Here is a 14958-nt window from a genome sequence, read left to right as displayed (position 1 = left end):
GTCCGGTGGTGGCGGGTCACGCCGGTGGGGTCAGGACCAGGCACGCGTTCTGCCCGCCGAAACCGAAGGAGTTGGACAGCACCGGCCCGCGCGCGATCGTGCGGCGCCCGCCGATCACCACGTCCACCAGGTCCGCCTCCGGACTGCCGAGCGTGTTCGCGATCGCCGGGACCACACCCCGGTCGGCGCAGAGCAGGCCCAGCAGCGCCTCCAACGCGCCCGATCCGCCGATGAGATGACCACTCACGCCCTTCACGGCGGTCAGCGGCGGTGACTGTTCCCCGAAGCACCGGTGGACCGCGGTCGCCTCCGCCCGGTCGTTGAGCACCGTCGACGTGCCGTGCGCGCTGATGTGCCCGATGTCGCCCGGCGAGAGCCCGGCGTCCGCGACGGCCAGCCGCATGCACTCGGCCGCCGTCGCCGCCTCCGGGTCCGGCGCGGCGATGTGGAAGGCGTCGCAGTTGGCCGCGTAGCCGGTGATCTCGCCGTAGATCCTGGCCCCCCTGGCGAGGGCCAAGTCCCGCCGCTCCAGGACGAGTACGGCGGCGCCCTCGCCCATCACGAAGCCGTCGCGGTCGGTGTCGAAGGGGCGGCTGGCCCGGTCCGGTTCGTCGCAACGCCGCGACAGGGCCCGCATCTTGGCGAAGGCGCCCACGATGGTGGTCGTGACGGGCGCGTCGACACCGCCCGCCACCGCCGCGTCCAACTCGCCGTACCGGATCCGGCGGGCCGCCTCACCGATGGCCGTGGTGCCGCTCGCGCAGGCGGTGGCGTAGGTGGCGCAGTTGCCGCGGAAGCCGTAGCGCATCGCCACCCGGCAGGCCGGCGAGTTCGCCATGGTCCTGGGGACGGTGTGCACCGGCATCGTCATCGGCTGCGCCCCGTAGTCGAACGTGGTGCCCTCCATCGTCCCCAGGCCACCCATCCCCGTACCGACCTGCACACCCACCCGCGAGGACGGCAGGTCGGAGAGGGCCGACTCGCCCGCGTCGGACACCGCGTCCACGGCCGCGCAGAGCAACAGCTCGGCCGCCCGGTCGAGTTGCCGCCGCTCCCGCCGCGTGATGTACGGCTCGACATCGAACTCCGGTACCAGACACGCCATTTCGACGGCGAGGTCGCGCTCCGCCTCCACCAGGTGTTTCGCTACGACGGCTGTCGACTCGGCGGCGAGCAGCCGCGCGTACGCCGCCTCGACGTCGTTGCCCGCGGGTGACTTGACCCCGAGGCCGGTGACGACGACCCGGACCCGCCCGGAAGGAGAGGCGCCGTTCATACGGTCCTCCCCATGCGCCGCGCCAGCAGGTCGACGGCGTCGCCGACGGTCCTCGCCTCCAGGAGATCGGAGACCGGGATCTTGACCCGTAAGGCGTTCTCCAGCCGGCTGCCGACATCCATCAACTCCAGGCTGTCGATGCCGAAGTCGTTGCCGAGGTCGGTCGCCTCGTCGATGTCGTCCACCTCGGTACCGAGGACGTCCGACACGGCCGTCCTGACGGTGAGGGACAACTCCGCGCGGCTGAGGGCCAGTTCGGTGGCAGTCCCCGAATTGCCCGGGTCCGCCGGGGTGTTCAGGTCCATAGGTGTCCTTTCCTGTGCGGTGCGAGGGTGGTGGTACGGCCGGTCACTCGCAGCGCCGCGCCGCCACGCCGATCGCCGTATCGAGGATGTCGGCCGCCTCCGCGATGTCCGACTCGGTGCTGACCAGCGGCGGCAGCAGCCGTACGGTGCCCGGGCGGCCCAGGCACGGCGACACCAGCAGTCCCGCGCCGGCGAGTTCGACCACCACCGAGCCGGCCACCCCGGGCGAGGTGAAGTCGATACCGCGCAGCAGCCCCTTGCCGCGGATCCCGGCGATCAACTCACCGTGCCTGCCGACGAGTTCGGCCAGGGCGCGGTCCAGCGCGGCGGCGAGTCCCGCGCCGTGTTCGGCCGCCCCCTCGATCGCCGTGAGCGCGGCGGGCAGCGCCGCGCAGCTGAGCGGGTGGCCCCCGAAGGTCGCCGAGTGGAGGAAGGGATCGGCGCTCAGCGGGGCGTACAACTCCTCGGAGCAGACCAGCGCCGACAGCGGTACGACCCCTCCGCCCAGCGGCTTGCCGACCAGGACGGCGTCGACGGGCAGTCCGGCCGCGAGGGCGACGGAACGCTCCCCGCACCGGCGCAGCCCGCACTGGATCTCGTCGGCGATGGTGAACGTGCCGTACCGCGCGGCGTCGGCGCACCACTGGCGCAGGACGTCGACGGGCAGCACGGCCGCGCCGTTCTCGCCCTGGACGGGTTCGAAGACGACCGCGGCGACCTCCCCGCCCCGGACCTCCCGCAGGACGGCACCGGGGTCGTCGGGCGAGACGTGGACGACGTCGACGGACGTGCCCAGCAGACCCCGCCGGAACAGCGGACTGTGGGTGAGCGCCAGCGCGCCTAGGGACTTGCCGTGGAAGCCGCCCTCCACCGCGACGACCCGGCCGCGTCCGGTGGCGAGGCGCGCGAGTTTGCCGGCGACCTCGACGGCGTCGGCGCCGTTGAGCCCGAAGTACACCTTGGGCAGGGCCTGTTGGAAGTACTCCGCGAGCTGCGCCGCTGCGCTGGCGGCCGTCGGGTTGGCGAGGCTGCGGGTCGAGGTCGGCATCGTGTCGAGCTGCGCGCGGACGGCGGCGAGCACGTCCGGGTGCCGGTGGCCGAGCAGCGTGACGGCGTACGAACCGAAGTCGAGTGCCGTACGCCCGTCGGACAGCGTCACCCGGCAGCCCTCGCCGGACACCTCGGTCGCGCCCCGGCCCGCGAACGAACCGGTCAGGGCGAGCCGGGGGGAGAGGTGACGCCGGATCAGATCGAAGGTGTCGGAGGGGGCGCCGATCGTCGTGGTCATACGCGGTCGTGTTCCTCTTCGGCTTCACGGGTGGGCGGCGGGACACTCACCGGGTCGCTCACGGGGGTGCTCAACTGGGCGTCGGCGGCGAGCAGTCGGCGTTCCAGCGCCGACAGCATCTGGGCGGCGTTCTCCCGCAGGGCGTCCGCCGCGACCGGGTTGAGCAGGTCGGCCAGCAGCGGGATGCCGATGTCGAAGGTGACGTCGAGGGAGACCGTGCTGTGCCCGCCCGGCGCGGGCCGTACGGCCCAGTGGCCCTCGAACTCCCCCAGATCGCCGGTGACTTGGCGGAAGTCGAAGCGCCGGGCGACCGGGTCGAGGACCTCGTCCTCGGTCCACTGGAGCACGGAACCCTTCAGCCGCACCGCCCAGGCGCTCGTCCGGTGCCGGTCGTCGGCCCGCCGGGTGATCGTGACGGAGTCCACGCTGTCCATGCACGCGGGGAAGGCCTCCACGTCCACGACGGCGGCCCACGCGGTCTCCGGCGGTACGGCGATGGGGAGTTCGACCTCTACTCGGGGCATGCGGAGGGGGCGCCTTTCTGGTCGGGGCGGCTCGGGGAACGCGTGGCCCGCGCGGGCAGGTGCGGGCCGAGCGCCTGGGTCCGTGCCGCCGCGAGGGCCGCGGGCAGCAGCCGGCGCAACGCCGCGCGCGGCAGCGGACGTAGATGAGTGATCGCGTACGACTGCGGGAGCAGCCGGCAGCCGAGCTCGACCTTGGGTGTGTACGCGGTCTGCGCGAAGCGGATGTGGCGGCAGCCCGCGTCGAGCGCGAGGCGGATCGCCGCGTAGTGCACGTTGTGGTAAAGGCGGGCCTCGTGCGCCAGCGCGTAGTCGAGACCGATGCGGGCGCCGGTGGCGCCGGAGCCGCTGAACAGACAGAGCAGGAAGGCGACGAGCCGGTCCCCGTGTTCGCCGTCGAAGCAGGCCACCAGCCGCCGGTCCGGCCCGGGGGCGGCCGCGAGGGCGGTCAGGAAACCGGCGTCGAGGACGTCGAGCCGCTGGTCCGCCCGGTCCATGACCTGCCGGTAGAGGCCGAGCATCTGTGGTACGAGCGGGCGGAAGTCCTCGACGGTCTCCATCCGCAGTCCCGGGTGGGCGGCGAACTTACGGATGTTGCTGCGCGCGTTGCGCCGTGGTTTGGCCGGAAGTTGCTCGATGTACTCGTCGAACGACGCTGCGGACAGCGGGAGTTCGGTGTCGGGCATGCTCCGCGCGGGGAAGAAACCCGCCGAACTGAGGGCGGTGCGCAGCGGGTTGAGGTCGGCGGGGGCGAAGTCCTTGAAGACGACAGTGCCGAGGCGCTCGGTCCGCGCGAATCGGAGTACGCCCTCGACCAGCAACCGGCCGACCTCGTCGGTGAGCGGTCGGGAGGTGAGGACGTGCCCTTGGCCGAGGAAGTTGCCGCAGAAGAGCATCGGCGCCCGCAGCAGGTGGGGAGCCAACTTCCGCACGGGGGCCAGGAATTGGCGCTCTTGCGGGCCGACGATGTCGTCGAGGTGCAGGTTCCGGAAGAGCGCCAGAGGCAGTACGGCCTCGGTGCGCGGGCCCCTGCGGACCACCAAGTAGGCATAGCTGTCCGGGCCGATGGCGCCGTCCTCCATGGCTGCGAAGACGGCGCTGGACCACATCGGGTCGTCCGGCGGGGCGAGTTCGTGCCAGACCGACTCCGGCAGGAAGTCGATGGAGCGCAGTACCTCGACCCGGCAGGCGGCGGCGTCGGCTGCGGGCTCCATGGGCAACCCGCTCCTGTTCGTCGTCAGCACCGCGCTCAGCCGATCCGCAAGGGGGCGCCGTTCAGGAACTCCCGCAGAGGGGCGCCCATGCGGGCCCGGGACGGCGGGTGGAAGGTGAGCCCGGTGGCGGCGGAGGCGAGGTACGTGCTGTCGGGCGCGGTGATGAACGCCATGCCGCCGAGCGCCGCCTGGCAGGCCGTGGTGGTGCGGGCGATGGCGTCCTGCGCCGCGTACCGGGCGGCCAGGGCGTCGACGAGCAGCGCCTCGCTCCACGCCTCCGTGTCCATGGCCCGGGCGACCGACTCGACGCCGAGCATCGCGGCCTCGATGTCGACCAGGAAGGGCGTCGGGTCCTGCGGGCCGCCCGCCTTGTCGAGGACCCGCTCGACGAGGGCGCCGGCGATCCCGATGTACCCGGCGGTCAGCAGGAGTTCGAACCAGAGGAAGCCGGCGATGTTCAGCTCGTCGGGGACGGCGTCGGCGGTGACCTGGGTGAACACCACCATCGCGGGGTCGAGTTCGACCTCGGTGAGCACGACCTGGTCGCTCTCGGCGCCCGCGAGGACCGGGGACTTCCAGAAGGGGCGCACCTCAAGTCCCGGTGATCCGGCCGGGATCAGGGCGACGGCGAGCCGATCGACACCGTCGTCGTCCTTCATCATCACGGACGCGGTCAGCAGGTCCATCGAACGGGACAGGCTGCACGGCATCTTGCTGCCGTTCAGCACGATGCTCCCGCTGTCCGTACGGCGGGCGGTGATGTGCGGGCCCAGGATGTTCTGGCCGGTGTTTCCCTCGGCGAACCCGGAGGCGAGCAACAGCCCTTCCTTGGCGATGGCTTCGAGCAGCAGCCCTTCCGCGCCGCTGCCGTTGCCGTACGCGGCGGCCTGCACGAGCCCCGCGATCGAGAAGTGGTGCATGGTGGTCGCCACCGCGAGCGAGGGACAGCGGGAGCCGACGGCACGCTGCACCCGTACGGCCTGGAGAGGTCCGGCGCCGATGCCCGCGTTCTCGGTGGGCACCAGCAGCGCGGGGCCGCCCGCCGCGCGGAACTCGGCGATGGCGGGACTCGGCGCGCTCTCCAGCGCGGCCAGCGGATGCCGGGCGAGCGCCGCGTCCAGCCCCGGCAACAGGGCTTCTACGGTGGCGCGTTCATGGTGCAGGAACTTCACGGGGTGGTGCCTCTCGTCCGGCGGGGGCCGGTGGGGTGGGTGGCCTGTACACGTGGGTGGGCGCGGCTCAACAAGGAATTCGAGCTGGGTGAGGACCGCCTGACGGTCCGCGAATCGCGTCAGGAAAGAGGGAAAAGAAATGAAGCGTTATGCGGCCTATTTGCGTATTGCAGCTTAACTTTCCCTCAAGTGTGCTCTGAGTGCTCTGTCGGCTTGATGGCGATTTAGGAGGCAATGCCTACCCGTAACGAAGGAGGTGGGGAACATCGGTGCGAATGTCAGCCGAGCGTGACGGGCAGTTCCTCGTAGCCGCGCAGCATGAGTCCGTAACGCCTGACGGGCTCACCGGCCGGACGCAGCCGGGGGAAGCGTCTCAGGAGCGCGGGCAGCGCGATGCTCGCCTCCAGCCTGGCGAGCGGGGCGCCCAGACAGAAGTGGGCACCCCCGCCGAAGGCCAGCGGCTGGGGGCCGGTGCGCAGGGAGTCGAACTCCGCCGGGCGGTCGAACTGCCTCGGGTCGCGGTTGGCGGCCCCGAGGAGCACCAGGGCGACCGTACCGAGAGGCGCGGGCACCCCTCCGGCATCGAGCCCTTCGGTGAGCGGTACACGGGCCGCGTACTGGATGGGGGCATCCAGCCGCAGCACCTCATCGACGAATCCGAGGAGGGGAGTCGTGCCGTCACGCAACCCGGCCGCTGCCAGGGGGTGTTGGAAGGAGAGCGCGAGGGCGTTGCCGAGCAGACTGGCGGTGGTCTCGAACCCGGACACGAGAAGCAGCACGAACATGGACAGCATCTCGTCCTCGCTGAGCCGAGCGTCCCCTCCCGCCGCTCCCTCCGCCGCCGTGGCCAGCGCGCTCACGAGATCGTCCTGCGGGTCCGCGCGGCGCCGGGCGGTCAAGTCCGAGAAATAATCGACGAGTTCGGCCGCCGCGGCATCGGCCGCCAGGACCGCCTCGGGAGGCTGGGCGATCTCCAGCGTGACGGTGAGCGCGGACGAGAGGGCGCGGAACCTGTGCCGGTCCTCCTTCGGTACGCCCATCAGCTCGCAGATCACACTCATCGGCAGCCGGGAGGCGAAGACCTCCATGAAGTCGAGGGTGCCGGAGCCGAGGGTGCCGGAGCCTGGAGTGCCGGCGTGGCCCGCTTGGCCTGCCATCTCATCGAGCAGGTCCTCCACCGCCGCCGCGATCAGAGGTTCGAGCGCGGGAATCCTGCGGGCCGCGAAGAACGACGAGACCAGGGACCGGAGGCGGGTGTGCCGGGGCGGGTCGGTCTCCAGGAGGGAGGCGCTGATGATCCGCTGCGCGAGATGTTCGGTGCCGCCGGGGCCGGTCGCCTCGCCCGCCTCCGTACGCCGGATCCCGAAGGCGCGGTCGCGTGTCAGCCGTTCCGCTTCCTCGTAGCCGGTCACCAGCAGGACCCCGTCCCCGGTCGGCAGCACGGGCCCGAGCGCCCGGGCCCGCTCGAACAGCGGAAAGGGGTCGGCCGAGCCTTCCTCGGTGAGCAGCCCTTCGAGGATCGCGGTGGCGGTTGCGGTGCCTGTGCCCGTGTCCGTATCCGTGGCGGGGTCCGTCGTCCGATGCGTCATGAATTCCTTCCCGCAGCCGGAACTGTCCGACCGGCAGCTACGGGCCACTATCTGTCGCCCGACAAACCACGCCCGACGCATTTCCCCGGAACGCCCTGGACAACAGCGGGGAAATCAAGGAAGCGGGCGGAAAGGAGCACGAGGTACGAGGGGGCGCACGGCCGGAGAGCAAGGCGCCAGCGCACTACGGGTACGCGCGTCCACGACTTTGAACGGCCGCAGCGGCGCCCCCGTACCCCCTGACATGACCCACCAGACCCACCAGAGCCGCCGGCCCGCCCGAGGGCACACCTCCACCTCCCGCCTGCGCCGAGGTGCCGCCCTCGCCCTGCTCCCGCTGGCCGTGGCCTGCGGCGGGGGCGAGGACAGTGCGGAGCAGAAGCGCAAGTCGGCCACGGCCGCCGTGACCGCCGCCCCTGAAGCCGGAGTTGTGGCCCCCGCGAAGGTCGAGGTGATCGCCGGGCTGACCGGGTGCACCGCCGAGATCCGGGTCGAGGCGGAGGAGCTGCGCGAGGGGCTGTGCCGTACGAAGCAGGGGGAGTACCGGATCACCACCTTCCCCGAGGAACGGTTCAAGGTGACCTGGCTCGACAGTGCCGCCATGTACGGCGGCAAGTACCTCGTCGGCACTCGTTGGGTCGTCAGCGCGACGCCGGAGCTGCTGGAGGGGTTCCGTTCCCGGCTCGGCGGGACCGTGCAGGAGCTGCGCTCGATCGCGCCCACCACAGGGTCCTGAGTCACCCCTCTGTACGGAGGTGAGCCAGCACCTCCTCCAACGGCAGGTCGAACCTGTCCTTGTCCCCCGCCCATCGGCGCAGCACCGTCGCCGCGCCCTCCGCCATCTCCGGCGGCAGTCCCGCCGTGCGCAGGGTCGCCGCGATCTCCTCCAACTCCGGTGCCCAGCGCCAGGCCCGGGCGGCCACGCTGGGGAGCTGGTCGGTCTGGGCGAGGATGTTGGACGTCAACGAGCCCGCCTCGCGGGCGAGTTCGTCGGCCACGCCGTGGTGCGCGGCGAGGGCGTGCGACACGGCGGCCAGCACGCGGGCCGACTTCTGGTACGAGGCGTACGCCATCTTCAGCGCCGACGCCGCACCGATCTCCGCGTCCAGCGGGCGGGCCACGACCTGCGTGTCCTTGAACGCCCCCGCAACTCGGGCGACTTGCTCCCCGTCGCCGCTCAGATACAGGCGCGGGGCGCTGCCCGGTCCCGGCGGCCCGCCGACGATCGAGCCGTCGAGCATCGGCACGCCACGCTCCGCGCACGCCGCCGCGATACGCCTCGTACGGTCCGGGCTGATCGCGTTGGCCTCGACGTACACGCCGGGGAAGGGGTGCGTGAGGACCTCGCGCGCCACGTCCTCCGCCGCGTGCGGTGGGCAGACCGACAGCACGAAGTCGCTTGCGGCCAGGGCGGATTCGAGGGACTCGGCGGGCTCCAGGCCTGCCTCGCGGGCGCGTTCGAGGCTGGCGGGGCTGCGGCCCGTCGGGACGTACAGCACTCGGGCGCCCGTACGGGTCGCCTCGCCGCCGACTTTCGCGCCCATGGCGCCGGGATGCAGCAGCGTGAAGGTGGTCGTCATGGGCCTCACGGTACGGACTTGATGTTGTTGGGAGTCGCGAGGACGAGTGTGGGGCATAGGAGAGGGGCATAGGAGATATGAGCCTCGGGAGGGCGCCATGAACCGACAGATCCGCGTTCGCGTCAGTCGCCGGCCCATCACGCCCCGCGACGACACCATCGACCGCAGGACGCCGTCGGGGCGGATCCTGCCTTACTGACACCCCGCCTCCTGCCCCACCGACACCCCTCCGGCGCCGCTCTCACAGGGGCGACTGCCAACGGACCGTCGTGCCGCCACCGTCGCCGACACCGGTCCCTCCGTCGTCGTACACCTTCAGTCGTACGGCCTCCCTGCCGTCCGGCAGGGGCGTCGTCGTGTCGATGGTGATCTCCAGGCGGGACACATCGGCGCGGCCCGACGCGGCGGCGAGGGCGCGGCGGAGGGCGGCGACGAGGTGGGTCGCCACCTGGTCGGGGACGACGGTGTCCACCGGGCCCCTGAAGTGGGTCGAAGGCTGGAAGCCGAGCACGGCCGACGCGCCGGCCGTCTCCCGAAGTACCCTGCCGCGCACGCTTGTCGGGGCCTCCGCCGGGGGCTGTTGCAGGGCGAAGATCGCCGTGCGGACCTCCTGGATCGTCGACTGGAGTTCGTCCACCGCGCGGCCGAGGAGCTCGTGGGCCTGGTCCGTGTCCTCGGTTCTGCGCTGCGTGGACTCCAGCAACATGCCGGTGGCGAACAGGCGTTGGACGACCAGATCGTGCAGATCACGGGCGATGCGGTCGCGGTCCTCGTACACCGCGAGGCGTTCACGGCTGTGCTGCGCGTCGGCCAGGACCAGGGCGAGCGCGGCCTGGGACGCGAACTGCGTCGCCAGCAACCGTTCCACGGCCGTGTAGGGGCGGTCGCCCGGGCGGCGCGGGAGAGCCAGGGTGCCGATGAGGCGGCCGTCCGCCTGGAGCGGGAGCATCATGCTGGGGCCGAACCGGTGCCGTACATGCGTCGTCATGCGCGGGTCGGTCGCCGAGTCGTCGATGAACACCGGTTCGCCGCCCAGGAGTTGGACCAGGACGGGGCTGCCGGGCTCGATGGTCGTACCGACGACGTCACCCGGGTCCTCGTAGATCGAGGCCGTGACGATCTCCATGCCGCCCGCCGCCGTGCGTTGGAGGATCACGCCCGCCGCCGCGTCGGCGAGGGCCCGCGCGCCCTCCGCGACCGTCTTCAGCGCGTCGGCCGCGGCCTCGCCGGTGAGCAGCGCGGTGGTGACGGCCGCCGCGCCCTCGATCCAGCGCTCGCGCTGCCGGGCCGTCTCGTACAGGCGGGCGTTGCCGATCGCGATGCCGGCCTGGGCGGCGAGCACGTGCAGGAGTTGCTCGTCCTCGGCGGTGAAGGGGGCGTCGTGCCGCTTTCCGGCGAGGTGGAGGTGGCCGAACACCTCGTCGTGGACGTGGATCGGCACGCTGACCACCCCCGCGGGCGGCTCGGTACAGCCGGTGCGGATCTCGGTGAGGCCGTCCTGCCCGGGGTCCGTGGTCCCGAGCGCCGCGTACCGTGCGCCGGTCAGCTCGGCGGCGCCGTCCACGATGTGCTGGAGCGTGGTGCGCAGTTCGAGCTCGGAACCGACGCTCAGGACGGCTTCGAGGAGGCGGGAGAGGTCGGGGGCGCCGTCACCCGCCTCGGCCGGGCCGGGGCTCAGGCGGTGGCCAGCGGGTCCAGGACCAGCGGTTCGATCTTGCCCTCCAGCATGTAACCCAGGCCCTGTACGGCACACACGTCCGGCCGCTCGGCGATGTGCACCGGCATCCCGGTCGCCGCGCGCAGCATCTGGTCGAAGCCGGGGAGCAGCGCGCTGCCGCCGACCATCATGATCCCCCGGTCGGCGAGGTCGGCCACCAGGTCGGGCGGGCAGTTGCGCAGCACCCGGCCGATCCCGTCGAGCACAGCGGTCAGCGGGGTCTCGATCGCGTCCCGTACGGCCGCGGTGTCGACCCGTACGGAACGGGCGAGACCGCTCGCCACGTCCCGCCCGTGGATCTCGGTGGTGGTCGGCCCGTGCGGGGTGAGACCGTTGCCGGACAGGGCGAGCTGCAACGGCCGTACGGACTGACTCGGCAGCATCAACTCGTGCTCGTGGCGCAGGTGTTGGACGATCGCGTGGTCCACGGCCTCACCGCCCACCGGAATGCGTTCGGCGGTGACGATGGAACCGAGGGAGAGCACGGCGACCTGGGTCGCGGCGGCCCCGCACACCATGATCATGGTCGCCTCGGGCCGCTCGACGGGCAGTCCGCAGCCGACCGCGGCGGCGATCAGCGTGTCCACCAGCTCGACGCGGCGCGCGCCGAGCCCGACCAGCGTCTCGATCGCGGCGCGCTGGGCCAGCGGATCGGCGTCGTGCGGGGTGCAGGCGGCGGCCCGCAGCCGGGGCTTGCGGCGCAGCGCGCGGCGCACCTTGTCGCCGATCAGGTGCCGCAGCATGCGCTGCGCCATCTCGATGTCGACGACGGTCCCGCCGGACACGGGCCGCACGACCCGGATGTAGTCGGGCGTACGGCCCGTCATCTTCTCCGCGAACTCTCCTACGGCGATCAGCGCGCCGGTCCGCGTGTTCACGGCGGCGGCGGACGGCTGGTCGACGACGAGCCCGGCGCCCTTGACGTAGACGCGGGTACGGGCGGCACCCAGGTCGACGGCGAAATGGCAGCGTCGCAACTGCTCCAGACTGACGGTCATGGCAGGGTCTCCCGAGAGCGCGGACCGGGGCTTCGCCGGGCGGCGGGCCTCTTTCGCATCGTGCGGGGGCGGTGGAGCGGGCGCGTCTTGTGGTGGGCCGGGTGGGGTGCGGCTAAATGGGGGTATTTGTCTGTTATGTCCGAAGTAAAGAACAAGTAAGGGGCAGCTGGTGAGGTGTCGTCACTCACCCGGGCCACGTCGTCCGGATCACCCCCAGCTCCGCCAAGTCCTGCGGCCGAAGGCGGAGTTGATCGGCCGTCGCCTCCGTCTCCGCCGGCGGCCGCTTGAGGGTCGCGGCCGCCGGCTCCGGGGCGATGACCGAGAAGTAACTGTCCGGCGTGGCCCAGGTATTGCCCGGCGCTGCCAGCGCCAACGCGCCGCCGGAGCCGCCCTCGCCGATCAGCAACGTGGTGAGCGGGGTACGGGCGCCGGCCACCGCGCCGAACAAGTCGGCGATCGCGGCGCCCGCGCCCTCCCGCTCCGCCTCGGCGTCGTTCGCCGCGCCCGGGGTGTCCACCAACGTCAGCACCGGGACACCGAGCCGGCCCGCGAGCCGGATCAGCCGGGCGGCGGTGCGATACCCGGCCGGCCGGGTCGCCGTCCCGGCCTGCGCGGCATACGCGACCGTCCGCCCCGCCCGCTCCCCGAACCCGCACAACATCCCCGCGTCGACGCCCCCGCACCGGTCCCCGCTGATCGCGACCCGGTGGGCGAAGTAGGCGTCCAAGTACCGCTCGGCACGCGGGCGTTGGGGTGAGCGGGCGCGCTGCACGGCTTCCCAGCCGGTGACCGGGAGGTCGACCGCCGACCGGGTGTCCCGCGCGGCTACGGGGAGGCCGGCCGCACTGCTGTGACCCCGCCCCGCGTCCTGAGCGGCCTCGCGTGCGGTCACCGGCAGGTCTGCCGCCGCACCCCGAACCGAAAGCGCTCCCCGCGCGTCCTCCCGTGCTGCTGCTGCTGCTGCTGCTGCTGCTGCTGCTGCCGCCGACCGGGCGGGCGCGTCGAGGTCGTCCCACCCCGTGGCCGGCGGGCCGCTCGCCCCGAGCGCCGGAGGCACCGGTGCCTGGCCCGCCCACGGCGTGGTCAGCAGCCGCAGCCACCTCCCCAGGGTCTCCTTCAGCTCCTCCTGCCGTACGACCGCGTCGGCCGCGCCCGCTGCCACCTGGGCCTCGGCCGTGTACGCCGTCGGGTCCGCGTCCGGTGGCCGGACCCGGGAGCCCGCGAAGCCGACCTGGGCGCCGGGCAGGGCCAGGATCACATCGGCGCCCGCGCCGAGCGTGGCCCAGCCGCCGCCCGTGGTCGGGTCGCGCAGTACCGCGATCTGCGGGAGGCCGGCCTCCCTGGTGAGCACCGACTGGCGTGCCACGCGCTGGAGTTGGGTGAGGGCGACCATGCCCTCCTGCATCCGGCTGCCCCCGGTGGCGATCAACGGCACGACCGGCAGCCGGTGTTCACGGGCGTACGTGTACGCCGACTCCAGGCGGTCCCCGGTACGTTCGCCGAGCGAGCCGCCGAGGAAGCCGAACTCGAAGGCGATCAGCACCGCTCGCGTGCCCTCCACCGTCGCCGTGCCGCACACCACCGACTCCGACTCGCCGGTGCGGTCGGCGGCGCGGGCGCGCGAGGCGTCGTAGCCCTGCCAGGCGAGGGGCCCGTCGGGCTTGGACTCCCGTGCCGGGTACGGGAGTTCGGTGAAGGTGGCGTCGTCCGTGACCAGGGCGAGGAACGCGCGGGCGGACAGGCGGCGCTCAGGCATCTCAGGCGTTTCGGTCGTTGGTCAGGGAGCGCTTGAGGATCTTGCCCATGTCGTTGCGGGGGAGGGCAGCGAGATGGTGGACGACGCGGGGGCGCTTGTGCGGGGCGAGGCGAGCGGCCACGTGATCGGCCAACTCGTCGAGCCCCGGAGGGGATTGGGGATCCGTCGGCACGATCCAGGCCACGACCCGCTCGCCCAGGTCGGGGTCCGGTTCGCCGGTGACGGCGGCCTCGCGGACCCCGGGGTGCTCCAGGAGCGCGTTCTCGATCTCGCCCGCGCCGATCTTGTAACCCCCGCTCTTGATCAGGTCGGTGGCCTTGCGGCCGACGATCCTGACGTAGCCGTCGGGGTCGCGCACGGCCATGTCGCCGGTGCGGAACCAGCCGTCGGCGGTGAAGGCGGCGGCCGTGGCGTCGGGCCGGTTCAGGTACTGGGTGAAGAGGTTCGGGCCGCGCACCTGGATCTCGCCCACGCTCTCGCCGTCGTACCCGGACAGCGGCGTGCCGTCCTCCTCGACGAGCCGCAACTCCACGCCGGGCAACGGGACTCCCACCGTCCCGGCGCGCGGCTCACCGTCCGCCCGCACGCTGGTGTTCATCAGGGTCTCCGTCATGCCGTAGCGCTCGATGACCCGGCGCCCGGTCGCCGACGTGATGCGTTCGTGGTCGTGGACCGGCAGGGCCGCCGAGCCGGAGACCAACAGGCGTGCCCGGCCGAGGGACTTGGCGAGCCCGGGGTCGTCGGGGAGGGTCTCCGCGATGCGGTGGTACATCGTCGGGACGCCGAACATCATGGTCGCGCCGTCGTTCAACTCCCGTGCCACGCCCTCCGTACTGAACCGGCCCAGGTGCCGCACCGAACCGCCGCGCCGCAACGGGCCCAGGATGCCCAGCACCAGCCCGTGCACATGGAACAACGGCAGCCCGTGCACGAGCACGTCGTCACCGGTCCACTGCCAGGCGTCGGCGAGCGCGTCCAACGTCGCGGCGATCGCCCGGCGCGGGATGACGGCACCCTTGGGCGGGCCGGTGGTGCCGGAGGTGTAGACGACGAGGGCGGGGTCCTCGTCGGAGCCGGACGACTGCTCCTCGGTGAGCGGTCCCACCGCGCGCACGTCGACGTCGATGCGCTTCAAGTCCCGTAGCGGAGACGGAAGTTCATCGCCAGGAGCTGCCAGCACCAGAGTCGGTGAGCTGTCCGAGAGGATGTGCCCGAGTTCCTTCTCGCCCGACTTCGGGTTGAGGGGAACGGCCGCAACTCCCGCCCGCAGTACGCCGATCACGGCGACGGCCGTCTCCAGCGTCGGTGTCGCCCAGACCGCGATCCGGCCGTCGGCGCTGCCGCCGCTCGCCTCGCGGAGGCGCTCGGCCAGTGCGCCGGACGCCACCGCGAGTTCCCGATAGGTCAGGGACCGGTCGCCGAAGCGCAGGGCGGCCTGGTCGCCCGGGCTGCCCACCAGGGCGGGAAAGAGGGAGGACACCGGCACACTCCTCGACAGCTAGAACAGGTTGAGCACGACAGAGACGACAGAACCGTTCCTAT

13 protein-coding genes are annotated in these 14958 nt (G+C 72.4%); 1 reads left to right on the top strand and 12 read right to left on the bottom strand.

Annotation, left to right across the window (positions count from 1 at the left end):
* Window positions 1-16 precede the first annotated feature (16 nt).
* The 7 genes from OG588_RS15450 to OG588_RS15420 all read right to left on the bottom strand — a co-directional run bounded on the left by OG588_RS15450 (window position 17) and on the right by OG588_RS15420 (window position 7365).
* The gene (locus OG588_RS15450; protein ID WP_405947785.1) at window positions 17-1276 is read right to left on the bottom strand and encodes a beta-ketoacyl-[acyl-carrier-protein] synthase family protein; all 1260 of its coding nucleotides are present in this window, start codon (window positions 1274-1276) and stop codon (window positions 17-19) included.
* A complete protein-coding gene (locus OG588_RS15445; protein ID WP_405947784.1) occupies window positions 1273-1581 on the bottom strand; it encodes an acyl carrier protein in 309 nt (102 codons plus the stop codon). The genes OG588_RS15450 and OG588_RS15445 overlap by 4 nt, the downstream gene beginning before the upstream one ends.
* Before the next feature lie 43 nt (window positions 1582-1624).
* Window positions 1625-2869, bottom strand: a complete 1245-nt coding sequence (locus OG588_RS15440; RefSeq protein ID WP_405947783.1) for an aspartate aminotransferase family protein — start codon at window positions 2867-2869, stop codon at window positions 1625-1627.
* On the bottom strand, window positions 2866-3393 hold the full coding sequence (locus OG588_RS15435) for a type II toxin-antitoxin system RatA family toxin (protein WP_405947782.1): 528 nt from the start codon (window positions 3391-3393) through the stop codon (window positions 2866-2868). Before OG588_RS15435 ends, OG588_RS15440 begins: the two co-directional genes overlap by 4 nt.
* The gene (locus OG588_RS15430) at window positions 3381-4604 is read right to left on the bottom strand and encodes a GNAT family N-acetyltransferase (protein WP_405947781.1); all 1224 of its coding nucleotides are present in this window, start codon (window positions 4602-4604) and stop codon (window positions 3381-3383) included. The genes OG588_RS15435 and OG588_RS15430 overlap by 13 nt, the downstream gene beginning before the upstream one ends.
* A 35-nt stretch (window positions 4605-4639) precedes the next feature.
* Window positions 4640-5776: an acyl-CoA dehydrogenase gene (locus OG588_RS15425; RefSeq protein ID WP_405947780.1), complete on the bottom strand. Its 1137-nt coding sequence runs from the start codon at window positions 5774-5776 to the stop codon at window positions 4640-4642.
* 278 nt (window positions 5777-6054) lie between these two features.
* Complete coding sequence (locus OG588_RS15420; protein WP_405947779.1) at window positions 6055-7365, bottom strand: cytochrome P450; 1311 nt, start codon at window positions 7363-7365, stop codon at window positions 6055-6057.
* A 244-nt stretch (window positions 7366-7609) separates the two neighbouring features.
* Here OG588_RS15420 and OG588_RS15415 point away from each other — a divergent pair, with 244 nt between their 5' ends.
* Window positions 7610-8101: a hypothetical protein gene (locus OG588_RS15415; protein WP_405947778.1), complete on the top strand. Its 492-nt coding sequence runs from the start codon at window positions 7610-7612 to the stop codon at window positions 8099-8101.
* Window position 8102: 1 nt separating this feature from the next.
* On the opposite strand, the gene OG588_RS15410 is transcribed toward OG588_RS15415, so the two are convergent.
* The 5 genes from OG588_RS15410 to OG588_RS15390 form a co-directional block, all read right to left on the bottom strand.
* Window positions 8103-8945 carry a DUF1932 domain-containing protein gene (locus OG588_RS15410; RefSeq protein ID WP_405947777.1) on the bottom strand — a complete coding sequence of 281 codons (843 nt, stop codon included), beginning with the start codon at window positions 8943-8945 and terminating at the stop codon, window positions 8103-8105.
* Between the two features lie 241 nt (window positions 8946-9186).
* Window positions 9187-10623, bottom strand: coding sequence for a GAF domain-containing protein (locus tag OG588_RS15405; RefSeq protein ID WP_405953131.1), 1437 nt, complete (start codon window positions 10621-10623; stop codon window positions 9187-9189).
* On the bottom strand, window positions 10620-11660 hold the full coding sequence (locus OG588_RS15400; RefSeq protein ID WP_327404302.1) for a rod shape-determining protein: 1041 nt from the start codon (window positions 11658-11660) through the stop codon (window positions 10620-10622). Before OG588_RS15400 ends, OG588_RS15405 begins: the two co-directional genes overlap by 4 nt.
* 184 nt (window positions 11661-11844) lie before the next feature.
* On the bottom strand, window positions 11845-13416 hold the full coding sequence (locus OG588_RS15395) for a carboxyl transferase domain-containing protein (RefSeq protein WP_405947776.1): 1572 nt from the start codon (window positions 13414-13416) through the stop codon (window positions 11845-11847).
* A 1-nt stretch (window position 13417) separates the two neighbouring features.
* Window positions 13418-14896, bottom strand: coding sequence for an acyl-CoA synthetase (locus OG588_RS15390; RefSeq protein WP_405947775.1), 1479 nt, complete (start codon window positions 14894-14896; stop codon window positions 13418-13420).
* Window positions 14897-14958: the final 62 nt, after the last annotated feature.

The organism is Streptomyces prunicolor, from assembly GCF_045162825.1.
GTDB classification, from domain to species: Bacteria; Actinomycetota; Actinomycetes; order Streptomycetales; family Streptomycetaceae; genus Streptomyces; species Streptomyces prunicolor.
The sequence above is the reverse complement of the archived record's forward strand: the minus strand, read 5'-3'. Positions and strand labels throughout refer to the sequence as shown.